General features: G+C 46.9%; 26 protein-coding genes, 1 tRNA gene and 1 pseudogene. 10 read left to right on the plus strand and 18 right to left on the minus strand.

The annotated features are described in order from the left end of the window. Positions 1-25: 25 nt before the first annotated feature. Genes ACQY2K_RS01165 through ACQY2K_RS01180 form a run of 4 tightly spaced genes read left to right on the plus strand, consistent with a single transcriptional unit; the run spans position 26 to position 3,193 of the window. The gene (locus tag ACQY2K_RS01165) at positions 26-904 is read left to right on the plus strand and encodes a hypothetical protein (RefSeq protein ID WP_428040426.1); all 879 of its coding nucleotides are present in this window, start codon (positions 26-28) and stop codon (positions 902-904) included. Between the two features lie 9 nt (positions 905-913). Beyond that, a complete protein-coding gene (locus ACQY2K_RS01170; protein WP_177747636.1) occupies positions 914-1,666 on the plus strand; it encodes an ATP-binding protein in 753 nt (250 codons plus the stop codon). Beyond that, complete coding sequence (locus ACQY2K_RS01175; protein WP_428040427.1) at positions 1,663-2,184, plus strand: hypothetical protein; 522 nt, start codon at positions 1,663-1,665, stop codon at positions 2,182-2,184. Before ACQY2K_RS01170 ends, ACQY2K_RS01175 begins: the two co-directional genes overlap by 4 nt. Then, entirely contained in the window at positions 2,174-3,193 is a 1,020-nt protein-coding gene (locus ACQY2K_RS01180; protein ID WP_428040428.1) for an AI-2E family transporter, read from the plus strand. The genes ACQY2K_RS01175 and ACQY2K_RS01180 overlap by 11 nt, the downstream gene beginning before the upstream one ends. A 157-nt stretch (positions 3,194-3,350) precedes the next feature. On the opposite strand, the gene ACQY2K_RS01185 is transcribed toward ACQY2K_RS01180, so the two are convergent. The 13 genes from ACQY2K_RS01185 to ACQY2K_RS01245 form a co-directional block, all read right to left on the minus strand. After that, the gene (locus tag ACQY2K_RS01185) at positions 3,351-3,854 is read right to left on the minus strand and encodes a hypothetical protein (protein WP_428040429.1); all 504 of its coding nucleotides are present in this window, start codon (positions 3,852-3,854) and stop codon (positions 3,351-3,353) included. 27 nt (positions 3,855-3,881) lie between these two features. Further along, a complete protein-coding gene (locus ACQY2K_RS01190; RefSeq protein ID WP_428040430.1) occupies positions 3,882-4,454 on the minus strand; it encodes a hypothetical protein in 573 nt (190 codons plus the stop codon). Then, positions 4,454-5,152: an FKBP-type peptidyl-prolyl cis-trans isomerase gene (locus ACQY2K_RS01195; RefSeq protein WP_428040431.1), complete on the minus strand. Its 699-nt coding sequence runs from the start codon at positions 5,150-5,152 to the stop codon at positions 4,454-4,456. Before ACQY2K_RS01195 ends, ACQY2K_RS01190 begins: the two co-directional genes overlap by 1 nt. 9 nt (positions 5,153-5,161) lie before the next feature. Further along, complete coding sequence (locus ACQY2K_RS01200) at positions 5,162-6,100, minus strand: hypothetical protein (RefSeq protein ID WP_428040432.1); 939 nt, start codon at positions 6,098-6,100, stop codon at positions 5,162-5,164. A gap of 8 nt (positions 6,101-6,108) precedes the next feature. Beyond that, positions 6,109-7,422 (minus strand): hypothetical protein, encoded by a 1,314-nt coding sequence (locus ACQY2K_RS01205; protein WP_428040433.1) that lies wholly within the window; start codon positions 7,420-7,422, stop codon positions 6,109-6,111. A 5-nt stretch (positions 7,423-7,427) separates the two neighbouring features. Beyond that, positions 7,428-8,018, minus strand: a complete 591-nt coding sequence (gene lpoB / locus ACQY2K_RS01210) for a penicillin-binding protein activator LpoB (RefSeq protein ID WP_177747615.1) — start codon at positions 8,016-8,018, stop codon at positions 7,428-7,430. Between the two features lie 9 nt (positions 8,019-8,027). Then, the gene (locus tag ACQY2K_RS01215) at positions 8,028-8,468 is read right to left on the minus strand and encodes a hypothetical protein (RefSeq protein ID WP_428037476.1); all 441 of its coding nucleotides are present in this window, start codon (positions 8,466-8,468) and stop codon (positions 8,028-8,030) included. Between the two features lie 39 nt (positions 8,469-8,507). Further along, complete coding sequence (locus ACQY2K_RS01220; RefSeq protein ID WP_428040434.1) at positions 8,508-9,455, minus strand: DMT family transporter; 948 nt, start codon at positions 9,453-9,455, stop codon at positions 8,508-8,510. A 90-nt stretch (positions 9,456-9,545) separates the two neighbouring features. Further along, positions 9,546-11,285, minus strand: a complete 1,740-nt coding sequence (locus ACQY2K_RS01225) for a [FeFe] hydrogenase, group A (RefSeq protein ID WP_177747607.1) — start codon at positions 11,283-11,285, stop codon at positions 9,546-9,548. A 1-nt stretch (position 11,286) separates the two neighbouring features. After that, positions 11,287-13,170, minus strand: a complete 1,884-nt coding sequence (locus ACQY2K_RS01230) for an NADH-ubiquinone oxidoreductase-F iron-sulfur binding region domain-containing protein (RefSeq protein WP_428040435.1) — start codon at positions 13,168-13,170, stop codon at positions 11,287-11,289. After that, complete coding sequence (locus ACQY2K_RS01235) at positions 13,160-13,645, minus strand: NAD(P)H-dependent oxidoreductase subunit E (protein ID WP_177747601.1); 486 nt, start codon at positions 13,643-13,645, stop codon at positions 13,160-13,162. The genes ACQY2K_RS01230 and ACQY2K_RS01235 overlap by 11 nt, the downstream gene beginning before the upstream one ends. 193 nt (positions 13,646-13,838) lie before the next feature. Further along, positions 13,839-15,023 carry a hypothetical protein gene (locus tag ACQY2K_RS01240; protein WP_428040436.1) on the minus strand — a complete coding sequence of 395 codons (1,185 nt, stop codon included), beginning with the start codon at positions 15,021-15,023 and terminating at the stop codon, positions 13,839-13,841. Positions 15,024-15,102: 79 nt separating this feature from the next. Further along, positions 15,103-16,167, minus strand: coding sequence for a DUF1646 family protein (locus ACQY2K_RS01245; protein ID WP_428040437.1), 1,065 nt, complete (start codon positions 16,165-16,167; stop codon positions 15,103-15,105). A gap of 131 nt (positions 16,168-16,298) precedes the next feature. On the opposite strand from ACQY2K_RS01245, the gene ACQY2K_RS01250 reads away from it, so the two are divergent. Continuing rightward, on the plus strand, positions 16,299-16,925 hold the full coding sequence (locus tag ACQY2K_RS01250; RefSeq protein WP_428040438.1) for a hypothetical protein: 627 nt from the start codon (positions 16,299-16,301) through the stop codon (positions 16,923-16,925). 161 nt (positions 16,926-17,086) lie between these two features. On the opposite strand, the gene ACQY2K_RS01255 is transcribed toward ACQY2K_RS01250, so the two are convergent. Then, on the minus strand, positions 17,087-17,644 hold the full coding sequence (locus ACQY2K_RS01255) for a manganese efflux pump MntP family protein (RefSeq protein ID WP_428040439.1): 558 nt from the start codon (positions 17,642-17,644) through the stop codon (positions 17,087-17,089). A 30-nt stretch (positions 17,645-17,674) separates the two neighbouring features. Beyond that, on the minus strand, positions 17,675-18,241 hold the full coding sequence (locus ACQY2K_RS01260; RefSeq protein WP_428040440.1) for a manganese efflux pump MntP family protein: 567 nt from the start codon (positions 18,239-18,241) through the stop codon (positions 17,675-17,677). A 48-nt stretch (positions 18,242-18,289) separates the two neighbouring features. Here ACQY2K_RS01260 and ACQY2K_RS01265 point away from each other — a divergent pair, with 48 nt between their 5' ends. From ACQY2K_RS01265 to ACQY2K_RS01280, 4 genes are all read left to right on the plus strand, one after another. Further along, the gene (locus ACQY2K_RS01265) at positions 18,290-19,522 is read left to right on the plus strand and encodes an L-serine ammonia-lyase (RefSeq protein ID WP_428040441.1); all 1,233 of its coding nucleotides are present in this window, start codon (positions 18,290-18,292) and stop codon (positions 19,520-19,522) included. 5 nt (positions 19,523-19,527) lie between these two features. Further along, a complete protein-coding gene (locus ACQY2K_RS01270) occupies positions 19,528-20,028 on the plus strand; it encodes a nitroreductase family protein (RefSeq protein WP_177747954.1) in 501 nt (166 codons plus the stop codon). A gap of 50 nt (positions 20,029-20,078) precedes the next feature. Then, positions 20,079-22,274, plus strand: a complete 2,196-nt coding sequence (locus ACQY2K_RS01275; protein ID WP_428040442.1) for an EAL domain-containing protein — start codon at positions 20,079-20,081, stop codon at positions 22,272-22,274. Positions 22,275-22,427: 153 nt separating this feature from the next. After that, a tRNA-His gene (locus ACQY2K_RS01280) sits at positions 22,428-22,504 on the plus strand. 195 nt (positions 22,505-22,699) lie between these two features. Here the strand turns inward: ACQY2K_RS01280 and ACQY2K_RS01285 are convergent. From ACQY2K_RS01285 to ACQY2K_RS01295, 3 genes are read right to left on the minus strand one after another with little or no spacing between them, the layout of a single operon-like run. Continuing rightward, positions 22,700-24,139 carry a recombinase family protein gene (locus ACQY2K_RS01285; RefSeq protein WP_428040443.1) on the minus strand — a complete coding sequence of 480 codons (1,440 nt, stop codon included), beginning with the start codon at positions 24,137-24,139 and terminating at the stop codon, positions 22,700-22,702. Continuing rightward, positions 24,136-24,579: a DUF2924 domain-containing protein gene (locus ACQY2K_RS01290; RefSeq protein ID WP_428040444.1), complete on the minus strand. Its 444-nt coding sequence runs from the start codon at positions 24,577-24,579 to the stop codon at positions 24,136-24,138. Before ACQY2K_RS01290 ends, ACQY2K_RS01285 begins: the two co-directional genes overlap by 4 nt. A 21-nt stretch (positions 24,580-24,600) precedes the next feature. Continuing rightward, positions 24,601-25,248 carry a master DNA invertase Mpi family serine-type recombinase gene (locus ACQY2K_RS01295; RefSeq protein WP_428040445.1) on the minus strand — a complete coding sequence of 216 codons (648 nt, stop codon included), beginning with the start codon at positions 25,246-25,248 and terminating at the stop codon, positions 24,601-24,603. 58 nt (positions 25,249-25,306) lie between these two features. Between ACQY2K_RS01295 and ACQY2K_RS01300 the strand changes: the two are divergent. Beyond that, a pseudogene (locus ACQY2K_RS01300) lies at positions 25,307-25,546 on the plus strand (hypothetical protein); the annotation flags it as partial.

Here is a 25,546-nt window from a genome sequence, read left to right on the forward strand (position 1 = left end):
TTTAAATTTGGTTAAATGGGGGTATATGAAAAAAATCACTTTATTTTTTACCTTGTTGTTGCTTTCTTCCGCCGCTTTGCAGGCCCGCACCGTAGATGTATCGGCCGCGTATATCGGCGCATCACATTTTGACCAGGCCCGCGTCAGCGCGGTGGCTGCTTGGAGTTTGAACGTACTGGCCGGGGTAGAAGCCAAATATGTAAAGGAAAACGCCTTTAAGGACCCCGTTTATTCCGTCAATTTGCCCATAGAACTGGATTTTGGCTATTTAAAATTAGACTTAAAACCCTTTTACTATTTTAAAAATAAAAGTCAAAACGAATCTTTCCAAGATTCCTCCGCTTACGGCGTTTCCACGCGCCTGATTATGACATTAGAAGATGATACCGTCAATGATTTATACACGCACGCTTATTTAGGAGCGTCGTTTGCGCGCCAAAAAGGCACCTTGAATTATGCGGACGGAACATGGTCTAACGAAGATTACTCCCAATTTGCCTACACATTGGGCCTTACCAAAAATTTCTTCCGCCGTTTCGGCTTTGAAGCCGCAGGGACAGTCTTTCAATATCCCAACGGCATTGAGGGTGTAAAATCTTTCCGCGGTATTATGGACCAACAGGAATTGGCTCCCACCCAAACCTATGACGTTGTACACGACTTGGGCAAATATGCCTTGGGCGCGCGGATGACGTGGATGTGGCCGGACAGCCAGTCCTCTCTTTATTTAGGCTACCGCTACGGAGAATTTTATACGGCTGACCCGGAGCATTCTTTTATGGCGGGAAATACCTTTGCCATTACCCGGGATATCCACGCGGACTTGGCTTATAACCACGTCCGTACCGTGCATAACGACAACAAACGCGACATTTTATATGTCCGGCTGGTAGGCTCTTTCTAGGAGAAAGATATGACCGAAGAAGAAAATGTATCCATTAATGCACGGGCGTTGACTTTAATTTCCCATAAGTTAAAAACGCCGCTCTCCATTATTAACGGCTATTCGGAAGCCATTTTATCCCAAGCCGGAAAGGAAAAATTTTCCCCTTTTACCTCCAAAGCCTTGGAAGAAATCAACAAACAGGGGGGCAAAATGTCCCAACTGGTGGATAAGTTACTGGCGTTTAACAAAGTAATTACCGCCCAACACGAAGGGATGGAAAAACAATCTGTTTTATTAAAACCGCTTATCAAAGAGTGCGCCTCCAAGGCCATTACCTTGGAAGAAGAATGCGCCTTGCCTGTCAGACCGCAAGAGGACAGTTCCGTTAAACGCGGCACCTTTGTAGAGATTGATTGCCCGGAACGGTTAAGCGTTACCGCCAACGAAGAAATGTTGCGCCTGTGCGTACAGGAGTTGCTCGCCAACGCCATTAAATTTAATAACAAAATGGAAAAAATTATTAAGGTACAATGTGCCAACCACGGCGACAGCATATCCCTGTCCGTACGCGATTACGGCGCAGGCATCCGCCCGCAAGACGTAAACCGTATTTTTGAACCGTTTTATCAGGTAGATGATTTTTTTACGGGGCAAATAAGCGGTTGGGGGCTTGGCCTGCCAATGGTTAAACGTATTTTGGACCTGCACAACGGCTCTATCAGCGTTGTGTCTGACAGAGGACTCGGCTCTATTTTTACTATTAATTTCCCGGTATTATGACTTGTGAAGAATTATTAACTAATATTTCGCACCAATGCGACCTCTTACGCGACGAAATCGCCGCCGCGGCACAGTCCCTGCGCGAATTTAACCGCCGGTTGGAACAAATTTTACAGCAACTGCGCAAAAATATAGACGTGCGAGACGGAGATTTTGCCACACAGTTTAATGATTATTGCTTGGTTTTTCGCAAACAATTAGACGACCGGGAACCTTTTTGGACACAAGCCCGTGCCGCCGCACGCCAAAGCAAGGACAGAGATTGGACCGCTGACTTGGCCTTAGCCGCCAAGGGTTTAAACAGCCGGGCAAAGACGCTTTCCCGCGCGTGTGATGAACTGACAACCGCATATGATTTATTTGCTAAAAATTACAAAAATTTTACCGCCGCCAAATTAAACGTATGGTTGCTTACTTCCTGCCAAAGCGACGTGGAAGCCCTGACAGGGAAAATTTTATTTTTAGCACGGGAAATAGCCAAAAAAACAGAAAAAAACAGGGGGCAAAATGCGTTCTGATAAACCGTTTTACTACTATTTAAAAGCCAGTGCCATTTGCCTGACAATTATTGCCGCGGGTGTAGTAACGGCATTTTTGGTCTATACCAAGACGCTGTTAATTCCGCTGGTTATTTCGGTTTTTCTCTACACTATTTTAACGCAAATCACACTGTTTTTAAAGCACAAATTTTCCTTTCCTTCGTGGCTCGCGATGACGGTATCTATTGTTCTGTGTGCGGCTTTTTTTGCGGGAGTAATTTTGTTTACCGTTAATTCCGTAGGCGGATTTTTAAAGGGAGCGGAGGTCTATCGCCAGAATCTTATTGATACCATTGCCGATATTACCTCCCGTCTGCACCAACACGGTATTACATTAGACCAGAAATTTATTGAAACGTACCTGCGCGATTTGCCTGTTTTTAATTGGCTTAAAAACTTCGGCAGTAAAGTATTTAGTTTGGTATCCAACACCACGCTGATTATTTTGTTTATGACGTTCTTCCTGCTCGGAAGTAAAAAGGCTCCGCCCATTACCAACCCGGCTATTAAGGAAATGCTATCCAATGTGTCCGTATATTTATCCGTCAAATTGGTGGCGTCCTTAGCCACAGGGTTTGTTGCGGCGGCTATTTTATTTGGCTTTCAAGTAAAATTAGCCGCGCTGTTTGCGCTGTTCGTCTTTTTGCTGAATTTCATCCCAAGTGTAGGCTCTATTATTGCGGTGCTATTGCCTACCCCGGTGCTGTTTTTGCAATACGGCTTAGGGCCGCAGTTCTTTGTGGTCGTAGGCTTATTGTCCGCCACGGAGTTCGTCATCGGCAACTTATTAGAGCCGCGCTTTTTGGGCGAGGGGATGGACCTGCACCCGGCGGCGATTGTATCTTCCCTTATCTTTTGGTCTCTTGTTTGGGGCGTACCCGGTGCGTTCCTTTCTGTGCCGATTACGGCCTCTATTAAAATTGTATTAAGTAAAATCAAGCATACGCGCCCGGTAGCCGAGTTTTTGGCAGGCCGCCTTCCCCATTAATACAAGCAATAAAACCGTTGTGTTTTAGCCCGCATTTTACACCATTAACAGCCCCCGCCAAAACCGGGGGCTGTTGCTGTATGTTTTGGTTGTTAAGAAGCACGCAAAAACGCCGTTCCTGCAAACAGAAGCGGCGTTTTATAGAACAATTAGATTTTTATTTAGCGGCGGCTACGTCGCGGCGGACCTTATCAAATAAGTTGCTCTTGGTCGCGCGCTGTAAGAAATCTTCCCACTCTTCGGGAGTCAGTTCAAAATCGTCCATTACCTGATAGGAAATTTCCTTTGCCGTGTCCTTAGTCGTTTTTTTGGCCTGGGCATATTCGTTTTCCAGTTCCACATAGCGGCTGGCGATAGCGTAGTCAATATCCTCTTGGGAATAATCCACCCCGGCATTATCCGTTGCCAAAGAATTGGTATCGGTAATACCTTCCACCTTTTGCTCTTGGCTCGCGCTCTGGCGGAGCGGCTTGTCGCCGGACGGGATAAACATTTCGCTATGGTCAGCGGTGCTGGCAGGCAGCGCAATCTGCGGCTCGGTATCGGGCGAATTGGTTACGCGCCCCATCATTAAGTTAGAGCACGCACTGGGATTTACAATAAAATAAATACTTAAAATAATAAAAACCAAAATGGCTGCTTTGAGAAAAATTTTAAGCACAAAGACCTCCTATTCCCTTATAGAATACTAAATTTTCCCCTGTTTTTTCACGTTTTTTTGCAAATTTGCCCCTTGCAGTTGCTTTACGCTTTCAATAAATTGGGGATTTGTAAAAATTTGCTGAACCGTTTTGGCAAATTCGGGGTTCTTCATATTTTCTGATACAATCTGCCCCACTTGCGGATTTTCCTGTAAAATCTGCGCTAATTTATCCCCGCTGAGCACGCCTAAATTATCCACTTTACCTTGTGTGGCCTCGGCCAAAGCACGATTAAATTGGCGGATATTAGGGTCATCTTTATAATCATCTAAAATAGACACAATGGTATCTTGTGCCTGTTTGATTTGCTGTTCCTCGGTTAAAGGAGCATCTTCCAAATACACATCTTCGGGCACTGGTTCAAAAGCCACCGGATAACTAACAGGCTGGGCTTGCGGCGCCGCCAAGGACACAGGTACATTTTGAAAGGAAAATGCTGAAACGGCCGCCGCTTCCCGCTCGGCCACCTTGCGTTCGTACACTTGGTAAACGCGGGCCGCGCCCATATACAGGAGCGCGGCCGCCATAACCGCTATTAAAGCGTAACTGGTCTTGGACATTATTCCATATCCAGCAGTTCAATATCAAAAACCAAGGCCGAATTGGCCGGAATTTGACCCACCGGGCGGTTGCCGTAAGCCGTATCCGCCGGGCAAACAACCTTGGCGCGCGCACCGGGTTTCATTTGTTGGACAGCCTTTGTCCAGCAAGGAATTACGTCGGTTAAGCGGGTTTTAAAGGCTTCGCCGCGGTCGCGGGAACTGTCAAATTTCGTCCCGTCAATCAAGGTTCCCGTATAATGTACCTTTACGGTGCTGTCGGCCTTAGGCATTTTACCCTTGCCCGCGCGGGTGAGTTTAATCATAGTGCCGTTATCTAAGGTTTTTACTCCTTTTTCTTTTTGGAAATTTTCCATATATTCCTGTTGGGCGGCCTGGCGCTTGGCGGAAATCGCTTTGGCATCATCCTGGTATTTTTGAATGATTTGCGGTTTGTATTTTTCCAAGTCCGTTTGCGCTTTTTTGTTAAGCAGACTGTCGCGCATACCTTGGGAAAGGGCTTTGTAATCGTCCTCGTTATCCAAGATTAACTGGCGTTTTAAATTATCCCCCAACAAAAACCCAAGCGAATAAAGCATTTTATTGCGTTCGGCCGGGTCCTCCACGGCGACGGTATCAGCCGGTTTATCGGCTGCCGCCTGCTGCGCCAAAGCCAACACCGGCGCACATAACAAAACGAATACTAACAGTTTTTTCATTATTATCTCCTATTTGGTTTTTAAGTAGGCTTCCAACCGGGCGGTAATCTGTCTGGCCGCCTGTTCCCCCACGCTCTGCATACTCTGGCGTTGGGAATCTGCCGCACGGGAAGTGCCCGCCCGTTCGTGTACGTTAAAGCGGGAAAAAGTTGCCCCCCGCGCCACATCCACCAAACTGACCGAAGCCCCGCTGGAACACCACACAAGCCCTTGAACTTTTTGGGAGTCGTAACCGTCAACCTCTGTGATAATTTTAACGAGCACCGCTTCACTCCCGTTAGCGGCATCCGCCACTCCCAACCCCATTTGGTTGAGGGCATCTACCACATAAGTTACCATTACTTCGCTTTCCACTCCTTCCACTTCAACCGCCACTAAGACAGCGGCCATTTTTTCTTTAAGAACATCTTTATAAGCGGAAAATTTTTCTGCCTCATACGCTTGTTGCCCCGCATCTAAAAACTGGTACATATCATCCAGCGCCGCACGGCGGGAAATAAGCGGCTGCATTTTAAAGGCTATCTTTAAATCGGCAAGCGGTTGTGCGGGCGCAGAAAACTGGGCAGATAACCCCGCCAGTTTAGCATCCGTTTGGTCCAATAACGGCATAAGCACTTTGCGTGCTTTTTCACGCGGTAAAACCGCAAGCGCGTAATAATGCTTGGCGGACACGTCCGCATCCCGCCACACTTTTTCCACGTCGGCATTGGCAATTAAATCCGGAACGACCCCTTGGTCGGCGGCGGCTGGGGCATTCTGCACCATTTCGCGCTGCATATTGGTAAGCGCATTTTGTGCGGCCTCGTTTTTGCTCATTCCCTCTCCGGCTACCACATAGTATTTAGCCGAATCATATTTGGACATTTGATAATTGACCGTGTTTTTATTCATACCCGCGCACGCACTTAATAAGAACGCTGCGGCACACATCATAAGCATTTTTTTCATAGTTCCCTCTAATAAGCCGTACGGTAGTGCAAAAACACCCGCCCTCCGCGTGGCACATTTACATTTTCAAAGGTATGTTCTCCTATTATATTACCATTTCCGTCCCGAAACAACACCCTGATATTTTGATTACCCGGCAAAACAAAAACCCGCGTCATACGCACCTCGGCTGGCAAGGTGAACCATTGGCGGGTATCGGCCTTTTCCAAGGCGGCCCCCAACGCGCTGACAAACAGCCCGGCCAAGTCGCCCGCCGCGCTGTTATCCGCCGCCGACGCTGCCGCTTGGCGAGCCTGAACGGCGGCAACTTCTTTTACCACCGCGCGCGTAGCCGTACGGAATAAAATACCGGGCATTTTTTCTTCTAAATCCAATTTGGCGAGTGCGGCAAAATCTGCCGCTTTTTGCGTTGTATAAACTTGCCCGCCGGCCAACACCCACGAGGATGCCACCCGGTAGGGTTGGTTTTCCAACTCCGGGAAAGAAAGTGTTACCGCCGAACCGTAAAGTCCCACCATAAGGGCGTTTTGCACTTCGGGCGCGACCTGTTCCGCAGTTTCCGCCGGAGAGGAAGCCATCACCAAGGCCTTATCCCAAGCCACCTGAATCGTTTGCGTTTTTTTAAGAGGCAACAAGCCGTTATAGTGTAGAAAAATCACTTCACCGAAAGAATTGGCATCCGCGGGAACCGAAAATTCCGGCATTACGATTTTTAATTTATCCCCCAAACGCGCATAAGCATTTTGGGCATTTTGGCGGCAAATGCGCGCATCCGAACGCTGGCCGACAGATTCAAAAATCAAACTGGCAAAATATTGTATAAAAGGGTCGTCGTTATATCCGGTGCTTTTGGTGCCGCGCAACTCATCCAAAAAGAAAACAGCCCGGCGCATTTCTATTGCGGCGGCAGACAAGTTTCCCTGTTCCAAAAAATTTACGGCGCGGTAATAATAAGTAAGGGCGTGCTCGTAATTAGCCGCGTAATACGGAGCAGTTAAATCGTTAATCACAAAACGGCCCAGGGAGCCGGTAATGCTTTTAGCATACAAGTCATCTATATATTCTTGTGCCGAGGCAAACAATGCGTCGCTTTCGGCGGGCTGTCCGGCATCGTGCAAAAGGGAAGCGCGGTCCAAATAAAAGAGCGTGGCATCTTTCTTTTTGTAATACTTATTTTGTTTGGAAAGGATTCGCTCCTCCGCCTGTTTGAACTGCCCCGCAGAGACCAATTGATTTACTTCTGTTTTAAAACGCAAAGAAGGCGCCGCACAAGCGGAGCAAAACAAGACCAGCCCCAAACAAAATGCACGCGCCTTCTTCATAAAAACTACCAGGTTACTTTACTGCGTTTAACGTATTTTTTAATCTGCTTTTGTCCGTTCCAGACAATTTGGTTCGTTTCAATGTTAATCAGTTTCATATTGACCTGATAAAAAACCAGGGCTTTACTGCCGGACTTATCCACCACGGAATTTAAAACCCCGCTTAACATAAAATCGGCCCCGACTTCCTTGCCAAACGCCTTACGCGTTGCTTCGGAAGCAAATTCATCCTGCTCCAAACGCTCCGTGCGAATTTCGCCCCGCTCCGTAGAGGACGCCACAAAATCCACCTTGGCCGAATTAATAAGAGCGCGTTGGATTTCCTCCACGAACACACCCGTATTGATATGTTCCATTGTGTTATTTGTTACCGTGCCGACAATCACCACAGGTTCTTTGCCCTTGCGGGTTAAATAGCGGTTATACCAGCCGCCCTGCAAACAATCGGTAATCATTTCCTGCGCTACCATTTGTGCGTCCGTATCGTTCCACCCGCCGCTAACATCTTTCACCAAATTGGTCTCCACACGTTTTACGCTGGGAGAGCAGGCAAATAATAGCGGCAAAGCCAAAAAGGCTAATAAGAGTTTCTTCATATTTTCTCCTTAATTTTTAGAATTTGACAAATTTACCCGGTCGCATATGTGCTGACCGACCAAAGAACCTTCCTCGTGCGAACAATCAATAGAGCCTTGGTCTATATTAATATCAAACCACTTGGGATAATTTTTATGCGCTACACGCACCAAGTTTCCCTCCGCAAGCGAAAAGGTATAATCACTGCATACCATTTCCGTTTTTCCGTCCGTGCGTTCCACCGGACAAGGCAGGTCTGCGCCCAACAGTTCAAAATCCGGCGTATAGGCTTTATAATGCTCTTTATAAGAAGCCTCGGCAAATGCCAGGGATTTACCAATGTCTAACGCTTTTTGCGCGGCGGCAATCGTGCGGTGTTTTTCGTACTGAGGCCAGCCTAAGGCCGCGCCAAAACCTATCAGCATTACCAATACTAAAACGATTGTATGAATAGAACCGTTACGTCCCATAATTTCTCCTTTATTTTTTTATATTGTAGCAAAAACCTGCTAATGATACGGCACAATATTGGGATGAATTCCCTTTACCTTTGTAATATACAAAAATTTTCCTGTACGATACCCCTTTTCCAAAGCCGGGGACATAATCACCAAAGTAACCGCAAAAATAATCAACACCACCCCCAAAGCCGTCGTGCGCGTAAACGGTTCTCCAAACACACATACTCCCACCGTCATAGCAGTTACCGGCTCCATAGCACCCAAAACGGAAGCAAAGGTGGAACCAATCGCCTTAATAGCCGCCACCAAGGTAATGTTGGAAATAACCGTTGGGATAACGGCAAGCAACAGTAAATTTGTCCAGCCTTTCGGCGAAGCGACCCCCTGGAACTTTCCTAATAAAACCGTACCAAGCGTTAAAAAAATGCCGGTAAAAACGAATAAATAAAAAGTAAGTTTAGTGGAACTCATATCCTTGACACACGATTTATTAACCGCAATAATGTATATCCCATAAGATAAGCCGGACAAAACCGCCAATGCGATACCCGTCCAACTCACCCCGCCGCCTTTGCCGTTCCAAGAAAGCAAGGCCACCCCGCTGACGGCCAGCAAAATAGCGAGCATCGTCCAAATAGAATTGCGCTCCTTAAACACCGTAATCATAATAAGTGCAACAAAAACAGGATATAAAAACATCATTGTCGTGGCTATGCCGCTTGCCAAATAATGATACGACCAAAACAAAAATACGGCCGAGCCGATATACAAAATGCTAAGCCCCGCCAATGTACCAAACTCCTTGCGGTTCACCTTAAAGGCGCGCCCCGTTCCCGCCATAAAAACACCCATTAAAACAGCAGCCAATAAAAAACGGTAACACAAAATAGACGGAACGTTCAGTCCGTCTGTAAAAAGGGGCAGCGTAAACAGCGGAATCAGCCCGAAGGTGGCCGAAGTAATCACCCCGCAAATAAATCCTTTCCAGTTAAACATATATATATTCTATCTTACTTGCCGCGCGGGCGTAAAACACCCGGAGCGGAGTCATTCCGTTCCGGGTGTTTTTATATCATAAGGCTCTGTTTATTTTTGTTGGCCGGTGCGGTCTTTCTTGTCGTGATAGTGCGTATGAAGCAATTTATGCGCCAGAGGGCCGCCCACTTTATCCAAAATACGGCCGTACAATGCATTGACACCGCTGTTATCCTGCGACTTGTATGCCAGTTCTGTATCTTCTTGATACAGGCCTTCGGCACGTTTTTTACGGGGAGCCCATCCGTCAAACTGCGGCTGGCCCGCCCCCGCCACACATCCGCCTTGGCAGGACATCACTTCAATAAAATCGTAATGGTCCTTACCGGCTTTAATATCGTCCAAGAGTTTGCGGGCATTTTTTAAACCGCTCACTACGGCAGTGCGGATTTTCACTTCGCCAACTTCTACTGTCTTTTCTTTAAACACACTGCTTTTGCGCAGGCTTGAAAACTTAACGCTGCGCGCATTGGCCGGGTCCAACTCGGCTAAGGCATAACGCAAAGCGGCTTCCATTACACCGCCGGAAGCACCAAAAATTACACCTGCACCTGTTTTGGAACCAAAAGGCATATCAAACCACTCGTTTTCCAGGTTTACAAAATCAATACCCGCCTCTTTAATCATACGCGCCAATCCCACCGTGGTTACCACATAATCGGTATCGGGATTGTTGTCCACATAAAATTCGCCGCGCTTGGCTTCGGACTTTTTGGCCGAACAAGGCATTACGGCAACCACAATTAAATCCTCGCGCTTGCCACCTTTATCCTCAAAATCGGCTTTCAGCACCGGTCCCATCATCTGCATAGGGGAACGGGCCGTAGATAAATTAGGAATAAACTCAGGCGCAAATTTTTCCACATAATTTACCCACGCCGGGCAACAACTGGTAAATTGCGGTAAATTAACTCCTTTTTTAAAGCGTTCCAAAAATTCGGTGGCTTCCTCCAAAATCGTTAAATCTGCCGCAAAGGCCGTATCATACACATAGTCAAACCCCAGCATACGCAAAGCGGCGGCAATTTTCCCGTCCACATTTTGCCCTTGCGGCAGGCCGAAGATTTCTCCCAGCCCCACACGCACCGCAGGAGCAATATGAACTGCCACCTTTTTATGCGGGTTATTAATCGCTTTAAAAACGGCTTCTATTTCCGAAGAATTAGGCATTAACGCACCCGTCGGGCATACGCGGGCACATTGTCCGCAGGAAACGCACTCGTGGCTCTGCCCCAATTCTTTATTAAAAGCCGTGGCGATTTTGGAGCGGAAACCGCGGAACGCAAAATCAATGGCGCCGATGCCCTGCACCTCGTTACAAATACGCACACAGTTTCCGCACAAAATACACTTACTGTGGTCGCGAACCAAGGCAGCGGAAGTGGCATCTTTATGGCTGTCCAACTTTTTAGATTTAAAGCGGATTTCCGTTACGTCCATATCCTTGGCCAATTTCTGCAATTTGCAATTATTAGATTTGCTGCATAATGTGCAATCGTGGTTTCCCGACGACAAAAGTAGTTCCAAATTAATGCGGCGCAAATGGCGGATTTCGTCGCTGTTTACGCGCACTTTCATCCCGTCTTTGGGGGCTACCGTACACGAGGCCACAATGCCCATCCCTTCTACCTCTACCAAACACAGGCGGCACGCGCCGTAGGCGGCCAGTTCGGGGTGGTAGCAAAACGTCATAATATTAAAATTAGCCTTACGCACTAATTCCAACAGGTTTTTTTCCCCCTCAATAGGGACTCTTTTGCCTTCAATAGTAACAAATTGTTCTTTTTGCATATTACGCTCCCGTTACAACCGCGCCGAATTTACAGGTGGATTTACAACCACCGCATTTAATGCACTTTTTGGGGTCAATGTGGTGGGGTTTACCCACTTCGCCGCTGATGGCTTGCACCGGGCAGGCGCGTTTACACATACCGCACCCCTTACATTTGTTCTCTCTAATTTCAAAACGCGCCAAGGCTTTGCACACACCCGCCGGACAGCGTTTATCCACCACGTGCGCCAAATATTCCTCTTTAAAATGTTTGAGGGTGGAAAGCACCGGATTGGGAGCCGTCTTGCCCAAAGCACACAGGGAAGCCTTTTGCACCGCTTTGGCTAAGTCTTCCAAGTTTTCCAAGGTTTTTAAGGTGGCGCGCCCTTCCACAATATCATTTAACATTGTGAGCATTTGCTCGGTACCCTCGCGGCACGGAACGCATTTACCGCAAGATTCGCGCTGTGTAAATTCCAAGAAAAAGCGGGCCACATTAACCATACAGGTTTTGTCGTTCATTACCACAAGTCCGCCGGAACCCACCATCGCTCCTACTGATTTTAAGGAATCAAAATCTAACGGAAGGTCCAAATGCTCCCGCGTCAAACATCCGCCAGACGGCCCGCCGATTTGCGCGGCTTTAAAAGCGGCTTTATTAACAGTACCGTCGTCATTAGTAGTGCCGCCGGCCACATCATCAATCACTTGGCGCAAGGTGGTCCCCATGGGCACTTCCACCAAGCCTGTATTGGCAATATGCCCCGTTACGGCAAAGGTTTTCGTACCCGGGCTGCCCAATGTGCCGATTTTGCGGAAGGCTTCTGCCCCCATTTCAAGCACTTTGGCTACGGTAGCCAAGGTTTCCACGTTATTAATAACCGTCGGTTTGCCGAACAACCCGCATTGGCTGGGGAAAGGCGGCTTAATTTTAGGCATACCGCGCTTGCCCTCCACAGACGCAATCAAGGCGGTTTCCTCTCCGCAAACGAAGGCTCCGGCTCCTTCCATTACATTAATTTTAAAATTCTTACCGGAACCGAAAATATTTTCGCCCAACAAGCCCAAGGCTTCGGCCTGTTTAATAGCGGTGCGCACGCGCTCAATAGCCAACGGATATTCCATACGCACATAAATATATCCCTCGTCCGCGCCAATCGCCCGTGCGGCTATCATCATCCCTTCCAAAACCGCGTTAGGGTTTCCTTCCATTACACTTCTGTCCATAAACGCGCCCGGGTCGCCCTCGTCCGCGTTGCAAATGACGTATTTTTTAGGACCCGGTTCCACACGAGTTAAATCCCACTTTTTGCCCGTAGGAAAACCGCCCCCGCCGCGGCCGCGCAGGCCGGAAGCAATCATCTCTTTACAAACTTCCGCATCTGTCATTTCCGTATAGGCGCGCTTGGCTTGCTGATAACCGCCGTGCGCAATATATTCGTTGATATCTTCGGGATTAATGCGCCCGCAATCGTGCAGTAAAATACGTTCCTGCTGGGCATAAAAGGGAATATCGGCGACTGTTTTGGCCTTTTGGTTATTGGCCGGATTATGATATAACAAACGGTCAATCACTTCACCTTTTAAAAGTGTTTTTTCCACGATTTCGGATACGTCCGCCGGTTTTACTTTGGTATAAAAAATATCGCCCACGCTCACCAAGGGGCCTTGCGCACAAAAACCGCGGCAACCGGAAAAACTTAAATAGTTTTCGTGGCAATCTTTGGTAATTTGCAAGCAAAAGCCGATTTTGCGTTTTTCCATTTCTTCCTGGAACGCCTGATACACTTTTTTAGAACCGCCGGCAATACACCCTGTACCGCCGCAAATAACCACGCGTCCGGTAATTTTTTTGTAAGCCGAGTTATATTCTTCGGCTATTTGTTCAATATTTTTAGTCGGCATTTTTGGCCTCCTGGCGGGCAATTTCGTCAATAATTTCTACGGCCTTAGCCGGGGTGATTTGACCGTGAACCACATCGTCCACTACCATTACGGGAGCCAAACCGCACGCCCCCAAACAGGAAACGCACTCTAACGTAAACATTCCGTCTGCGGTGGTGTCTTGTCCGTCTTTTAATTTCAGTTTATCTTTGACCGTATTAATAACAAAGGACGAACCCTTAACGTGGCAGGCCGTACCGTTGCACACTTTGATAATGTGTTTGCCTTTTGGGGTAATGGCAAAGTGCGCAAAAAAAGTGGCTACACCAAACACTTTGGCAGGCGAAATATCCAACTCATTGGCCACAAAACGCATAATATCTTCGGGCAGATAAGCATATTCGTCTTGTACTTTTTGCAAAATAGGGATTAACTTGGCACTATCGTACTGATGGTCTTGCAGAATCTTTACGGCAGGTGCGAAACGGTCTGTCATACGCGTTCCTCTCTTATAAAAATTAAGCGTTTAAAGCAACGGCGGAGCGAGCGCTCCTGTTTACGGCAGACAACTTATAATTTCGTGTATTACGAAAAGAACAGATATTTCCATTATAACTAGGTTTCTTTAACCTGTCAAACAAAAAACGCGGCAGGCCGAAACCTAACCGCGTTTGCTGAAAAAAGTTCTCTTACCGCTTCCAACCGTTTAAATCCCGGTAATAGAAATAATTGTTAAAATGCTCCATCATTTCCAGCGGCCACTCTTTATTCAATTCAAAGTTTTCCGGCAGAGAAAGCATACCGTCAAACCCTTTATTAAAAAGCCCAATACTAAGCCGTTCCTCGGGTTGAAAAGCCGTAGCGGCCAAAATAACCCCGCCAAAACCTTGGTGGCGTAAGGACGCCGTTAAATAATACCCGCCGCCGCCCGGCACCATTAAGTCCGTAAGGATAATGTCGTATTGCGCACGTCCGTATTTAATATCGTTTAATAACGCTTCCGTATCGTGATAGGCGGTAATTTCCCATTTGGGGCAGAAAACCGTTTTATGTTTATCTTGTATAGCCTCCAACGCACTTGCGCGGTCGTTTAGTACGGCCATTTTAATACCGGCAGGCATTTTGTTTGCGGCCTGGCGCAAACGCAACGAATAGGGCAAATAATTTTTCAAGGAGGCAAGTCGTCCATCTTTCGGCGGTTCCATCATAAATTCCTTTTGGTTAAATTTGCGGTCCGTCCTTTTTTCCCGCAAGCCGGAATCTAACAGTCCCACAAAGTTTGGCTCTATTGTTTCCATGGCATACTGCACATACAGATTGGCTTGAACCAAGGGTTGGTCGTGCGGCGCCACTAAAATATTCAACGCGCGCAGTTGGTTGTGCATTGCCAAAATTTTATCCACCCAACGGGCTTTTTCCACAGCGGGCAAAACGCGCCGTTCGGACGGTTTCATCTGATAATATAAAACGGGATTAATTTCCTTTTTAAATTGTTGGAAATTCTCCAAGGTGGTTTTATATTGCTTTGCTACCGCTAAACGCTGTTCATACGACGGGTCAATCAATAAAAGCGGCAAACGGAACGGCTCCGTAGGCGGCAAAGTCTGCGCTATTAGCCGCTCGGCAATTAAACTGCTTTGCGGAATATTCGGCACGGGGGCTGATAAAATCACTTTCCCCTGCACTTTGCGCACATTATTTAATACAAGCGTAGAAAGCGGAATTTGTGTAAGCGCATTTGCTTGTCCGAGCGTGCGGACTTGCTGTTTGATAATACGCGCTTGTCCTTTTATTTTGGGTGCTTTCGGAACTTTTTGCGCGAAAGAAGGCGCAGCCATTAGACAGGCCAAAACAAAAATTAAGTATTTTTTCATATTTTCCCCTCTATATAGGGTACTAATTAGGTAAGCAAGCCACAAGGGCCAAAAGGCCCTGTTTGATATAGGCCCAGGCCTATAAAGCAATCCACAAAATGATGAAGTAAGCACCCATAAGCACGAGACCTGTCGGCACGGCGACAGAAGCCCACTCGCGGCTTTTAATGCCCAACTTTTCAGCCGCCACAATGTTGGGCAAATTCCCCTGAACCAGCATACTTCCAAACGCCGCCAGACCGATCACCATATAGATAAGGTCGTTCATAGAGATAGTGGGTACAATTTCAATCGCGGCCAAGGTCGCGTTATCAATAATCACAGACACCGCATTGGCCAAAAAGAGGACTTTTCCGCCCAAATGTGTAATGGTACTTTGGGCCAAGGGTCGTAACCCCGCGCTAATTAAATTAAGTGCAGCCACGAACATATAAATATGCCACGTCCGGCGCAACATAGAGCCGTATGTTTCTTTATCCTCGCGGATGTGCATTTGCATCGTAGTACCCGCGTGACGCGCCGAATACCCCGCCGCCGCAGACATTAACAAAATAGCGGGAGCAATCCACACAAAGAAATGACGCATTAAAAAGAAGAAATCCGCAAAGTGCGGCGCCCCGGTAAGAGCGTTATTAATAATTAGCCCCAACGGTTCGGCAAGCGGCGTAAGCACTGCGCCCAACCCAATAGCGTAGCAGGCAAAAACGGTAATCCGAACGGTGGAGAGACGCTCCAAATTAACAACCTTTAATACTTCGGCCAAAACCAAGGCCGCCACTGTTACGCTAACGAGAGAAGACGTAATTCCAAGCAAAAACACCAACAGAGCAAAACTGTATTGCGGCTCTAATTTGCGGAAGAACGCAAAAAGCACGCGGAAAATATAGCGGGAATAATTATTGAAGATAACGCTTACAACCAGCACGATAAACGCCACATTAACGGGATATTGCAAGGTTTCGTAAATAAAATCTACGCTCCAACCGCCGCTAATGGTTACCGCCGCGGCGCCCACTGCCAACAAAAAGATTTCCAAGTGGCTTTCCACCCAGCGCGACGCAAGCGGCCACACCAATAAATTGGCTACCACTATACCTAAAAGCGCGTTTATCCACCAAGGGGTAGAAGCAACTATCGTTTCCATATATATTATTTTATCAAAATTACATCCTCCGCCAAGAAAAAAAATTAATTAAAAATCGGGCGTTGAGTGCGTAAAACGAATTTTTGTAAAATAAAAAAGTAAGATATTTAAATTTCAAAAGGAGAAACAAAATGAAGAAAACAATCTTGTTCGCGCTCGCGTTGACGTTGTCCGCCGCGTGGCCGACTGCCGCTTCTGCCGCTACCGATAACTGCGGTTGCGCCGCTGCGGATGTAACCTGCATTAACGAATGCACGATGTCTAAGGTAACCACGTTAAGAAAGAATCTGGAAACCCAAAAAGCCAATGCCAAAGCCAAGTTGGAAGCGGCTAAGGCCTCCAACAACTCTGCTGACAGCAAGGCCAAAGCCGCCGAAGCCAAGGCCCAGGCCAAAGCGAAGGCTAAACAGGCTAAGGCTGATGCCAAAGCCAATGCTAAAAAGGCTGAAAAAGATTTAAAAGCCAAAGCCACCACCGCCAAAGCGGATGCCAAAACCAAAGCGGCCAAGGCTAAATCTGATGCCAAGACAAAGGCCGAAACAGCCAAAGCCAACGCTAAAAAAGCCGAAAAAGATGCCAAAGCGAAAGCCAAGGCTCAAAAGGACGCTTTAAAACAAGCCAAAGCCGACGCCAAGGCCAAATCCAAAGCGCAAAAAGAAGCCAACGAGGCCAAGAAAGCCGAAGCCAAAAAGGCCGCCAAAGACGCTAAAAAAGCGCTCAAAGACGAAGCCAACTCTTGGAAACAACTGGCCAAATAAGCCTTTTTAGTTTTACTAAAAACCGCGCTCTTTACGGGCGCGGTTTTTTATATGAAACTCCCCAGGCTTACGCCCAGGGTTTATTGTGAGCAGTAGTTATAAACAAACAGGCCCCGGTAGAAAATAAACCGGGGTCCGAACACAACCAACTAAAAATTGCTTTACAAAATAATCAGCCGCACCGCCATTACAATCAGCACAATGCCGGAGGCCAGTTCTACTTTTTTGCTGGCAATCGTTTTAGAAGACTGGCTGCCCAAGTGAAAACCAATAAGCGTCATCAAGAACGTCAGCACGAACAAGATTAGCACTTGCGGGAAAAAGGCCTTTTCCATTGTTTCCACCGCATAGCCCACCAAAAAGGCATTGAGCGCAAACACCGAGGACACCTTTATCATTTTGCGGTTATCATCTGCGTCCAAGTTGCTGAAACTGGGCGATTTTTCAATAGATTCCAACATAAACTTAATACCCAGTAAAAGCACAAAGGCAAACGCCACCCAATTATGTGCAAAATACGCCCATTTGTGAAAGAAAATCGCACTTATGCCATACCCTAGCGCAAAAAACAAAGCATTAAAACAGGAAAAGAACAGCGTCATTTTAACCGAAAAAACGCTCTTTTTTTCAGGGGACATCTTCATAGCGGACATATTGGCAGACACCATATTATCCACACAAATACACAAAAAAATGATACTCACGGCAATTATGCCCATAGGGAACCTCCCGGTTGAGATACCTGCATTTTACCAAATGCCCAGCCCTTCTAGCAATAATTTAAGGCCAATTAAAATTAACGCAAGTCCGCCAAGGGTTTCCATCACCTTGCCAAACCTGCACCCCAAAAACGCTCCCAAATAAAACCCCGCCCAACTGGTAACAAACACACACGACGCCAGCGTAAGCACCGTTACCAAAAAAGGCATCCCGGTAAACGCGAGTCCAATGCCCACCAAAAGCGCATCCAAACTCGTTGCCACCGACAAAGCAAGCAAGGTTTTAAAGGAGTGCAACACTCCGGTCTCTTTTTCTACCAGCGGATTTTGCGCTTCCTTTACCATACGCGCACCGATAAAGGCCAAAATACCAAAGGCAATCCAATGGTCCACCGCGCCGATATAGCGGTCAACCCCGGCCCCGCCTAACCAACCCACGGAAAACATCATAAAATGTGCCACAGCAAACAGCGCACTCACTTTACCGATATAAGACAGGGGAATTTTGTTTTGGTGGGAACAGCCGGAAGCAATCGTAACAGCCAGATTATCCATAGATAACCCCAGTGCCACCAATAAAGCAGATAGAATATTCATATAAATTATGATAACATTTTTTATATATCCCCCATTTTAGGGAGCACTATGCAATCGCTTAAAGAGTTATACAAAATCGGTATGGGCCCTTCCAGCAGCCATACAATGGGCCCGCGCAAAGCGGCCGACGCGTTCAACCGCACTTATCCGACCGCCGAATCCTTTCGGGCGGTACTTTACGGTTCCTTAGCCGCTACCGGCAAGGGGCACTTGACCGACTTCGCTATTAAAGAAGCCTTTTATCCAAAACCTGTTACTATTGAGTGGGAATACGATACTTTTCTGCCCAAGCACCCCAATGCAATGCGCTTTGAAGCCCTAGACAAAGCCGGACACATTATGGGCGCGCAAGTGGCGTACAGTATTGGCGGGGGAGATATCCGCACCGACGAAGCCTTCGGGCGGGAAATCAATCATATTTACCCGCATAAATCAATGGCGGAAATTTTACAGTACACCTCGGACAAACGTATGCTGCTGTGGGAATATGTGGAGGAGTTTGAAGGGGCTGATATTTGGCAATACCTGGGTACTATTTGGAAAACAATGCAAACCACTATGAACCGAGGTTTGGAAAAGCGCGGTGTGCTGCCCGGCTCTTTAAATTTGGAACGTAAAGCCCGCCGTTATCTGTATAAGGCCGAAAACTCCCCCCAATACCTGCGCCGGATGAATAACCTTTTTTCCTATGCGCTGGCTTGCTCGGAAGAAAATGCCGCGGGCGGAGTAGTAGTTACCGCGCCCACGTGCGGTTCCTGCGGTGTCGTGCCTGCGGTGTGCCGTTTAATCCAAGAAATTTACGAATTTGAAGACACCACTATTTTACACGCCCTGGCTACCGCCAGTTTGTTTGGCAATATGGCCAAAACCAATGCCTCTATTTCCGGTGCGGAAGTAGGTTGCCAAGGCGAAGTGGGCGTAGCGTGTGCTATGGCAGCAGCAGCCGTCTGTCAATTAGAAGGTGGCGACAACCGCCGTATTGCATACGCGGCGGAAATGGGCTTGGAACACCACTTGGGGCTTACCTGCGACCCGGTGGACGGACTTGTGCAAATTCCGTGCATAGAGCGCAACGCACTGGCTGCTTCCCGCGCGCTGGACTGCGCCACCTATGCGCTAATGTCTGACGGGGACAACCGCGTTTCGTATGATGACGTTTTAGCCACTATGATGCAAACGGGCCTGGATATGAACAAGGACTACCGCGAAACCGCACGCGGGGGTTTGGCCCGCTTCTTTAAAGAAAAAGTATTGCGGCTTAAAAAAGGGGGTAACAAATGAACGTAATAGAAGGTATTTTAAAGCGGCGCAGTATCCGCCGTTTTACGGACAAACCGATTGAAAAGGGAGATATTACCACGCTTTTGCGTGCGGCTATGATGGCACCTACGGCGCGCAACTGCCAAGAGTGGGAATTTATCGTTGTGCAAGATAAAAACACGCTGCACAAAATTACGACGGTTCATCCGTATGCGCAAATGTTAAAGGAAGCCGCCTGTGCCATTATTGTATGCGGCAACACGAAAAAGGAACACGCGCCGGGCTACTGGATGGCCGATTGTGGGGCGGCTACGCAAAATATTTTACTGGCCGCCACCGAACTGGGTATCGGCAGCGTATGGCTGGGGGTTTATCCCAATGAGGAACGTATGAACGCATTATCCAAAATGTTCGCGCTGCCGGATTATGTTAAACCGCTTAACGTAATTGCACTGGGTTACCCGGATGAACAAAAGCCGGACATTGACCGCTTTGACCCGGAAAAAATCCACCTTGAAAAATGGTAAAGTAAAAAGAGCCGCCGGATTGCGGCTCTTTTTCTTCACAGGGGGCTGAAATGACTGATTCGCTTTCTTTTAAAAAAATTTCCGTAATTATTTTGCTCTGTACCGCCGTATTATCCACAGGCATTTTTTTGTATGTAAACCAGATTGAACGCACCTTAGAGCGTAACCGCACTATGTACTTGGAAGAAGTCGCCCGGCAAACCACCGACGAGGTGGAAACGCAAATCCACAACGATTTGACCTTGCTTCGCTCTATTGCCACGGCTATTGAATCTCTTTCCAAGCCGACCGCCAGCCACATTGACCGCCTGATGAAAAACGAATCTGCTATTAATAATTTCAAGCGTATGGGTTTTGTCCGCCCGGACGGTATGGCAATGTTAAGCGACGGCTTATTATTGGATATTTCCGGCGAGAAGCATTTTCAAAAGGCTATCGCGGGCGAAGCCAACATTTCGGAACGCATTACGGATTCGGCAGACGGAAAAGATATTTTGGTAGAAGCCGTCCCTGCCCACAGAAACGGCAAAATTATCGGCGTTTTGTTTGCTACGCGCTCGGTAGAAGAATTTGCCAAAGAGTTAGACACGCAAAGTTTCCGCGGAGAAGGTTATTCCGCTATTGTCCGCGCAACCGGGGACAGCGTGGCCCGCGCCGTACACAAGAACGCCGTCAGCCAAGTGGTAAACATTTTTAATCTGCCAGACGACCCGCGGGGGCAGTTAGCCCAATCTCTCCGAGAGCCGATGCACCAGCGCCAAAGTGGCACCGTAAAATATACCTCTGCCGAAAAAGGCGAACTGCACATTAGTTACCAGCCCTTAAATATTAACGACTGGTATCTGCTGTCCGTCGTTCCTACCGCACAAATGACCCATCAAATCAATGTGCTCGTCTGGTGGCTTTTAGGGTTGTGTTTGCTGGTCGTAGCCGCCGGCCTGTGCGCGTGGGGCTATATTTATTTCCAGCAGAAAAAAGCCCGGAGGAAATTATTTGTAGCCGCCTTTATTGACCCGCTTACCCGAGGCAAAAATTTAGCCGCTATCCGCCCGGAAATGGAGCAACTTATCCGCGAAAATACCCATCAACCTTACGCACTGGTCGCAATGGATGTAGGTAAATTCCAATCGTTTAACGAGCGTTACGGCTTTAAAACAGGCGATACCTTACTCAAACATTTGGCCCGCGTGATACAAGAGAGTTTAAAGCCGGACGAACTGTTCACCCGCGTGTATGCAGACCGCTTTGCTATATTACTACACTATACAAGCGAAGGGGAATTAAAAAACCGCTTGGAACTGTTGGCCGAACAAATTACCAATTTTCAAACGGAGGACAAAAAGACCTTTGCGCTGATGTTGGCCTTTGGGGTATATGTTATTGAGGATAGAAACGAATCCGCACAGGAAATGTACAACCGTGCGTGCGTAGCCAAAAAACGCATAAAGGGCCGCTACGATGAAATTGTGGCTTTCTATCAAAAGAGATGGCACCAGGAACTCACCGAAGAGGCCCTTATTGAAAGCCGGATGCGTCAAGGCATAGAAAAAAAGGAATTCCGTTTTTTTGTGGAGCCTATCCGCTCTTTGAAAGATGACACCCTTTTCGCGGCCGAAGCGGTGGCGGACTGGCCCATTCCCGGCCGCCAAGACCCGTTGGAACAAGCAGTTTTCCGCCCGGTGTTTGAAAAGAACGGCTTTATCTACCAATACGACCGTTACTTATTAGACTCCGCATTGGATACACTCGCCAACTGGCAAGCACAAGGCAAACAGATGATACCCTTAGTGGTTAAAATTGCCGACGAACATTTAATTGCACCGGGCTTTGCGGACCGTTTGGCGGCCAAAGCCCAAGAAATGAAGGTGGCTACTAAGTGGCTTTATTTAGAACTGACGGAAACGAAGCGCCACATTTTAAACGCGCGCTTAAAAACAGCCGGAGAAGAACTGAAACAAAAAGGGTTTAATTTAACCGTGCGCTACACAGGGCTTGTGTCGCCCGCATTTAAAGAAATGCCGATAGACGGAGTAAAAATCGGACGGCAAATGTGGACCAAATCCCCAGACCGCAAAAGCAATATGCTGGCGCAATCTTTGGGCAAAGTCTGCCAAGAGTTGGGTATCTTTTTGGCGGCAGATGACGTGGCCAGCCAAGCGGATATGGACCGCATCAAAGCATTGGGCTTTTCTTATGCGCAAGGCCCGTTTATCGGCCCAATGATTAAGCCCGGAGAATTGCGGTAAGCGGGAGCCGTCAGCGTTGCCTACGCTCCCACTTTCCCGCTAAGGCTAATTGAAAGATTAGTACGGGTGAACTTTTCTAGGGAAAAAGCCACGCGGAAAGAATAATTTTGGCACACGCACCGGAAAATTGGTATAATATAGTACCGATTTATGGTGGATGTAGCTCAGCTGGTTAGAGCGCCGGTCTGTGGAACCGGAGGTCGCGGGTTCAAATCTCGTCATCCACCCCATATTATATCCCGCTTAACTTTTGGCGGGATTTTTTAATGCCTAATTTAGGGCTTTCCCCTCTTTCGCCGTCGGTAAAAAAGGCCTAATTCCCCTGCGATATCAAATAGATAGATTTTCCTTATCCCGTCTTTTCGCCCTTTCAGCTACTTTTTTGCTATCTTTCTATCTATTTTGCAAAATTTAACACTAAAAACTTAATTTTCTTTTAAGAGTTGGCTAACCCGAGCCGCCGTAAGCCCCAAAGCCCGCGCACATGCGGCCTGGCTAAGGCCGTTTAGGCGCATATATTCGCGGATTTGTAGCGCCAAGGTCTGTTTGTACAATGCTTTATCAACCTTGGGCTGTTTGTCCGCTTTTCGGGCCACCAATTCGGACCGTTTCCAAGGGCCGGAGTGCGGTTTTACATTGGCACAGAACGAAAATTCGGTTCCACTGCGCAATACAACCGTAATTTTGCTTTCTTGGTATTCGTACCCAATACGGCAGATAATAGATTTAAGGGTTTCTTCTTGCTCGTATTCGGATAATTGCTCAAATAGGGCCCGGCTGAGAACCCCATTTTTATCCAATTCTGCAATAAGCGCCAAATGGAACTCTCGTTGCCGTACCGTCCGTGTGGGACAGGACTTATAACCCTCTTCTCGGCACTTCCGGCAAATGTAATAAAAATGTTTCGTATTTTTCTTTTTCCCATAAATAGGAACCATTGGGCTGCCACAGGCTTCGCAAAACAATAAACCACGCAAGATGCCAGGAGTTGCTTTCCGTACCGTCTCATACATTTTTCGTCCATTATTTAACAGTTCTTGCACCGCCTCAAAGGTTTCTATGGACACAATTCCATCGTGTTCACCATCATAAATTTTCTTTTTGTAAAGGACCTTCCCAATATACAGCGGATTATGAATAATATGATAAAGTTGCGCACGCGAAATAGGGCGTGCCGGTAAAACCCGCCCATTTTTGCATTTCCGCTCCCGAAGAACAATTCCCCGCTTTTCTAGTTGCGCAAGTACCGGAACAACACTTTTTTCTTCCAGTACGCTATTAAAAATGAATCGTACTTCTTCGGCGGTTTCTGGGTGTGGTACCAACTTATGGGCTTTTTCATCTAACTGGTACCCAAATGGAATTCCTCCACCTAAAAACTTTCCTTTCATACGGGAGGCCGCCATTTTATCCCGCGTGCGTTCACTAATAATTTCGCGCTCAAATTGAGCAAACGATAACAAGATATTAAGCGTTAGCCGTCCCATAGAGGTTTTGGTATTAAAATTCTGCGTGACAGATACAAACGACACCTCACGCTTATCAAAAAATTCTAGTAACTGGGAGAAATCCAGCAAAGAGCGTGATAATCTATCCACCTTGTACACGACCACGCAATTTACCTTGCCCAGTTTGATGTCCTCTATCAAGCGCTGCAAACCGGGGCGATCGGTATTCGCCCCGGTATAGCCACCGTCATCATAAGAGGTTTCTAGCGCCTGCCAGCCTTCCCCACGCTGGCTTTTAATAAATGCCATACAAGCCTCACGCTGGGCATCTAGCGAGTTGAAATCCTGTTCCAATCCCTCACTGGTAGATTTGCGGGTATAAACCGCACAGTTCATCGGTTTTATAATGTCACTCATAAGCCGAAGAAATAATACCCGCTTAAATGTTGCCCCGTGATGGCACACGCCACGGCGGACAGGGTTTTGAAATATTTATTATTGTATTCAAAACCGTGTTCCAACACTTTGACCACAACAAGATGCCCTTTGTACTTTTTCTCCAATATAGAGCCGGGCAGCGGGATACGGATATCCCGCAGTTTTTGATCCTTATTGTTGTATTTTTCGGCCCGCTGCTTATTTTTAGAAATTAATTGGGCTAGTGGATTAATCTGTGTGGCCACTTCTCGCAGTTTGGCCAATTCTGTGGGGCCAGATATGGGTTTGGAGGATTGTAGGTTATTCCCAGTCGGTTTAGCAGTAATCGCTACTTGCGCCTTTTTGTCTCCGTTCCCCACCTGTTGAGACTTGTCGCTTAATTTATTTCCAGCATTTAATGTCGCAGTTTTTTTCTTCATAAAAACTCCCGATAGTTAAGTTTAATGGGCTATCTTTTGCCCATCTCTATTACTGCTTACTATCGGGAGCGAAGTCAAATTATGTTTATGCATAAAATCTGCCAATGTTAACCGGTGAACTCCTAACATCCTGGCAATTTTATTTTTTGATATTTTAAGTTGTAAATACTTTTCTATTTCTGCTTCTTTACCTTTGAGTTTTGTTCGCTGAGAAGTTGCCCCAATAGGGCGACCTAATTTTTTTCCTTCTGCTTTGACTCGGGCTAGCGCTTCTCTCGTGCGCTGTGAAATCAGATTTCTTTCTATTTCAGCAGAAAGGCCGAAAGCAAACGCAAGAACTTTTGCATTGATATTATCCCCCAATTCATAATGTTCCTTTGTTGTGATGATCTTAACTTGGTTAGTCATACAATGGTTTAAAATGCCCATAATTTGCATCAAATTGCGTCCTAGCCGAGATAATTCTGTTGTAATGATGACATCCCCCGGCTGTAATTTCTCAAGCAATTTACCGAATTTTCGCTTTTTTAACTCTTTTGTCGAGCTAATGGTTTCTTCAATCCATAAATCTATCTTGATTTTATGCTCTCTTGCGAATTTCCCAATCTCAAATTCCTGATTTTTGACAGTTTGTTTATCTGAACTTACACGAATATAACCGTATATCATTGTTTTCTCCTAAAAAATAAGATGTATCTAAATTATAGGAACCTATACGCGTCCCACTTTGGCCCATGTGCTACATGGTAATAATAAGCAAATCAACATCTCGGGGAAACAATGGTTAGAAAATACTTTTGATAGCAATTCCTGGGTAATTTTGTCTCCAGTTGAGCAGAGTATCAGGGCCAAGATAGAAAAATATGGAACACCGCTCAGAGATTGGGATATTAAGATTAATAGAGGTGTTTTAACAGGCTGCAACGAAGCATTTATAATTACTACTGCAAAGCGTGAAGAGATTTTA

Origin of the sequence: Candidatus Avelusimicrobium fimicolum (assembly GCF_021632165.1) — a bacterium.
Classification (GTDB): Bacteria; Elusimicrobiota; Elusimicrobia; order Elusimicrobiales; family Elusimicrobiaceae; genus Avelusimicrobium; species Avelusimicrobium fimicola.

What these genes read in the sequence shown, in the direction of transcription:
- ACQY2K_RS01165 (WP_428040426.1), top strand. Translation starts at nt 26, where the DNA reads ATGAAAAAAATCACTTTATTTTTTACCTTGTTGTTGCTTTCTTCCGCC.
- ACQY2K_RS01170 (WP_177747636.1), top strand. Translation starts at nt 914, where the DNA reads ATGACCGAAGAAGAAAATGTATCCATTAATGCACGGGCGTTGACTTTA.
- ACQY2K_RS01175 (WP_428040427.1), top strand. Translation starts at nt 1,663, where the DNA reads ATGACTTGTGAAGAATTATTAACTAATATTTCGCACCAATGCGACCTC.
- ACQY2K_RS01180 (WP_428040428.1), top strand. Translation starts at nt 2,174, where the DNA reads ATGCGTTCTGATAAACCGTTTTACTACTATTTAAAAGCCAGTGCCATT.
- ACQY2K_RS01190 (WP_428040430.1), bottom strand. Translation starts at nt 4,454, where the DNA reads ATGTCCAAGACCAGTTACGCTTTAATAGCGGTTATGGCGGCCGCGCTC.
- ACQY2K_RS01195 (WP_428040431.1), bottom strand. Translation starts at nt 5,152, where the DNA reads ATGAAAAAACTGTTAGTATTCGTTTTGTTATGTGCGCCGGTGTTGGCT.
- ACQY2K_RS01200 (WP_428040432.1), bottom strand. Translation starts at nt 6,100, where the DNA reads ATGAAAAAAATGCTTATGATGTGTGCCGCAGCGTTCTTATTAAGTGCG.
- ACQY2K_RS01205 (WP_428040433.1), bottom strand. Translation starts at nt 7,422, where the DNA reads ATGAAGAAGGCGCGTGCATTTTGTTTGGGGCTGGTCTTGTTTTGCTCC.
- lpoB (WP_177747615.1), bottom strand. Translation starts at nt 8,018, where the DNA reads ATGAAGAAACTCTTATTAGCCTTTTTGGCTTTGCCGCTATTATTTGCC.
- ACQY2K_RS01215 (WP_428037476.1), bottom strand. Translation starts at nt 8,468, where the DNA reads ATGGGACGTAACGGTTCTATTCATACAATCGTTTTAGTATTGGTAATG.
- ACQY2K_RS01220 (WP_428040434.1), bottom strand. Translation starts at nt 9,455, where the DNA reads ATGTTTAACTGGAAAGGATTTATTTGCGGGGTGATTACTTCGGCCACC.
- ACQY2K_RS01225 (WP_177747607.1), bottom strand. Translation starts at nt 11,285, where the DNA reads ATGCAAAAAGAACAATTTGTTACTATTGAAGGCAAAAGAGTCCCTATT.
- ACQY2K_RS01230 (WP_428040435.1), bottom strand. Translation starts at nt 13,170, where the DNA reads ATGCCGACTAAAAATATTGAACAAATAGCCGAAGAATATAACTCGGCT.
- ACQY2K_RS01235 (WP_177747601.1), bottom strand. Translation starts at nt 13,645, where the DNA reads ATGACAGACCGTTTCGCACCTGCCGTAAAGATTCTGCAAGACCATCAG.
- ACQY2K_RS01240 (WP_428040436.1), bottom strand. Translation starts at nt 15,023, where the DNA reads ATGAAAAAATACTTAATTTTTGTTTTGGCCTGTCTAATGGCTGCGCCT.
- ACQY2K_RS01245 (WP_428040437.1), bottom strand. Translation starts at nt 16,167, where the DNA reads ATGGAAACGATAGTTGCTTCTACCCCTTGGTGGATAAACGCGCTTTTA.
- ACQY2K_RS01250 (WP_428040438.1), top strand. Translation starts at nt 16,299, where the DNA reads ATGAAGAAAACAATCTTGTTCGCGCTCGCGTTGACGTTGTCCGCCGCG.
- ACQY2K_RS01255 (WP_428040439.1), bottom strand. Translation starts at nt 17,644, where the DNA reads ATGGGCATAATTGCCGTGAGTATCATTTTTTTGTGTATTTGTGTGGAT.
- ACQY2K_RS01260 (WP_428040440.1), bottom strand. Translation starts at nt 18,241, where the DNA reads ATGAATATTCTATCTGCTTTATTGGTGGCACTGGGGTTATCTATGGAT.
- ACQY2K_RS01265 (WP_428040441.1), top strand. Translation starts at nt 18,290, where the DNA reads ATGCAATCGCTTAAAGAGTTATACAAAATCGGTATGGGCCCTTCCAGC.
- ACQY2K_RS01275 (WP_428040442.1), top strand. Translation starts at nt 20,079, where the DNA reads ATGACTGATTCGCTTTCTTTTAAAAAAATTTCCGTAATTATTTTGCTC.
- ACQY2K_RS01285 (WP_428040443.1), bottom strand. Translation starts at nt 24,139, where the DNA reads ATGAGTGACATTATAAAACCGATGAACTGTGCGGTTTATACCCGCAAA.
- ACQY2K_RS01290 (WP_428040444.1), bottom strand. Translation starts at nt 24,579, where the DNA reads ATGAAGAAAAAAACTGCGACATTAAATGCTGGAAATAAATTAAGCGAC.
- ACQY2K_RS01295 (WP_428040445.1), bottom strand. Translation starts at nt 25,248, where the DNA reads ATGATATACGGTTATATTCGTGTAAGTTCAGATAAACAAACTGTCAAA.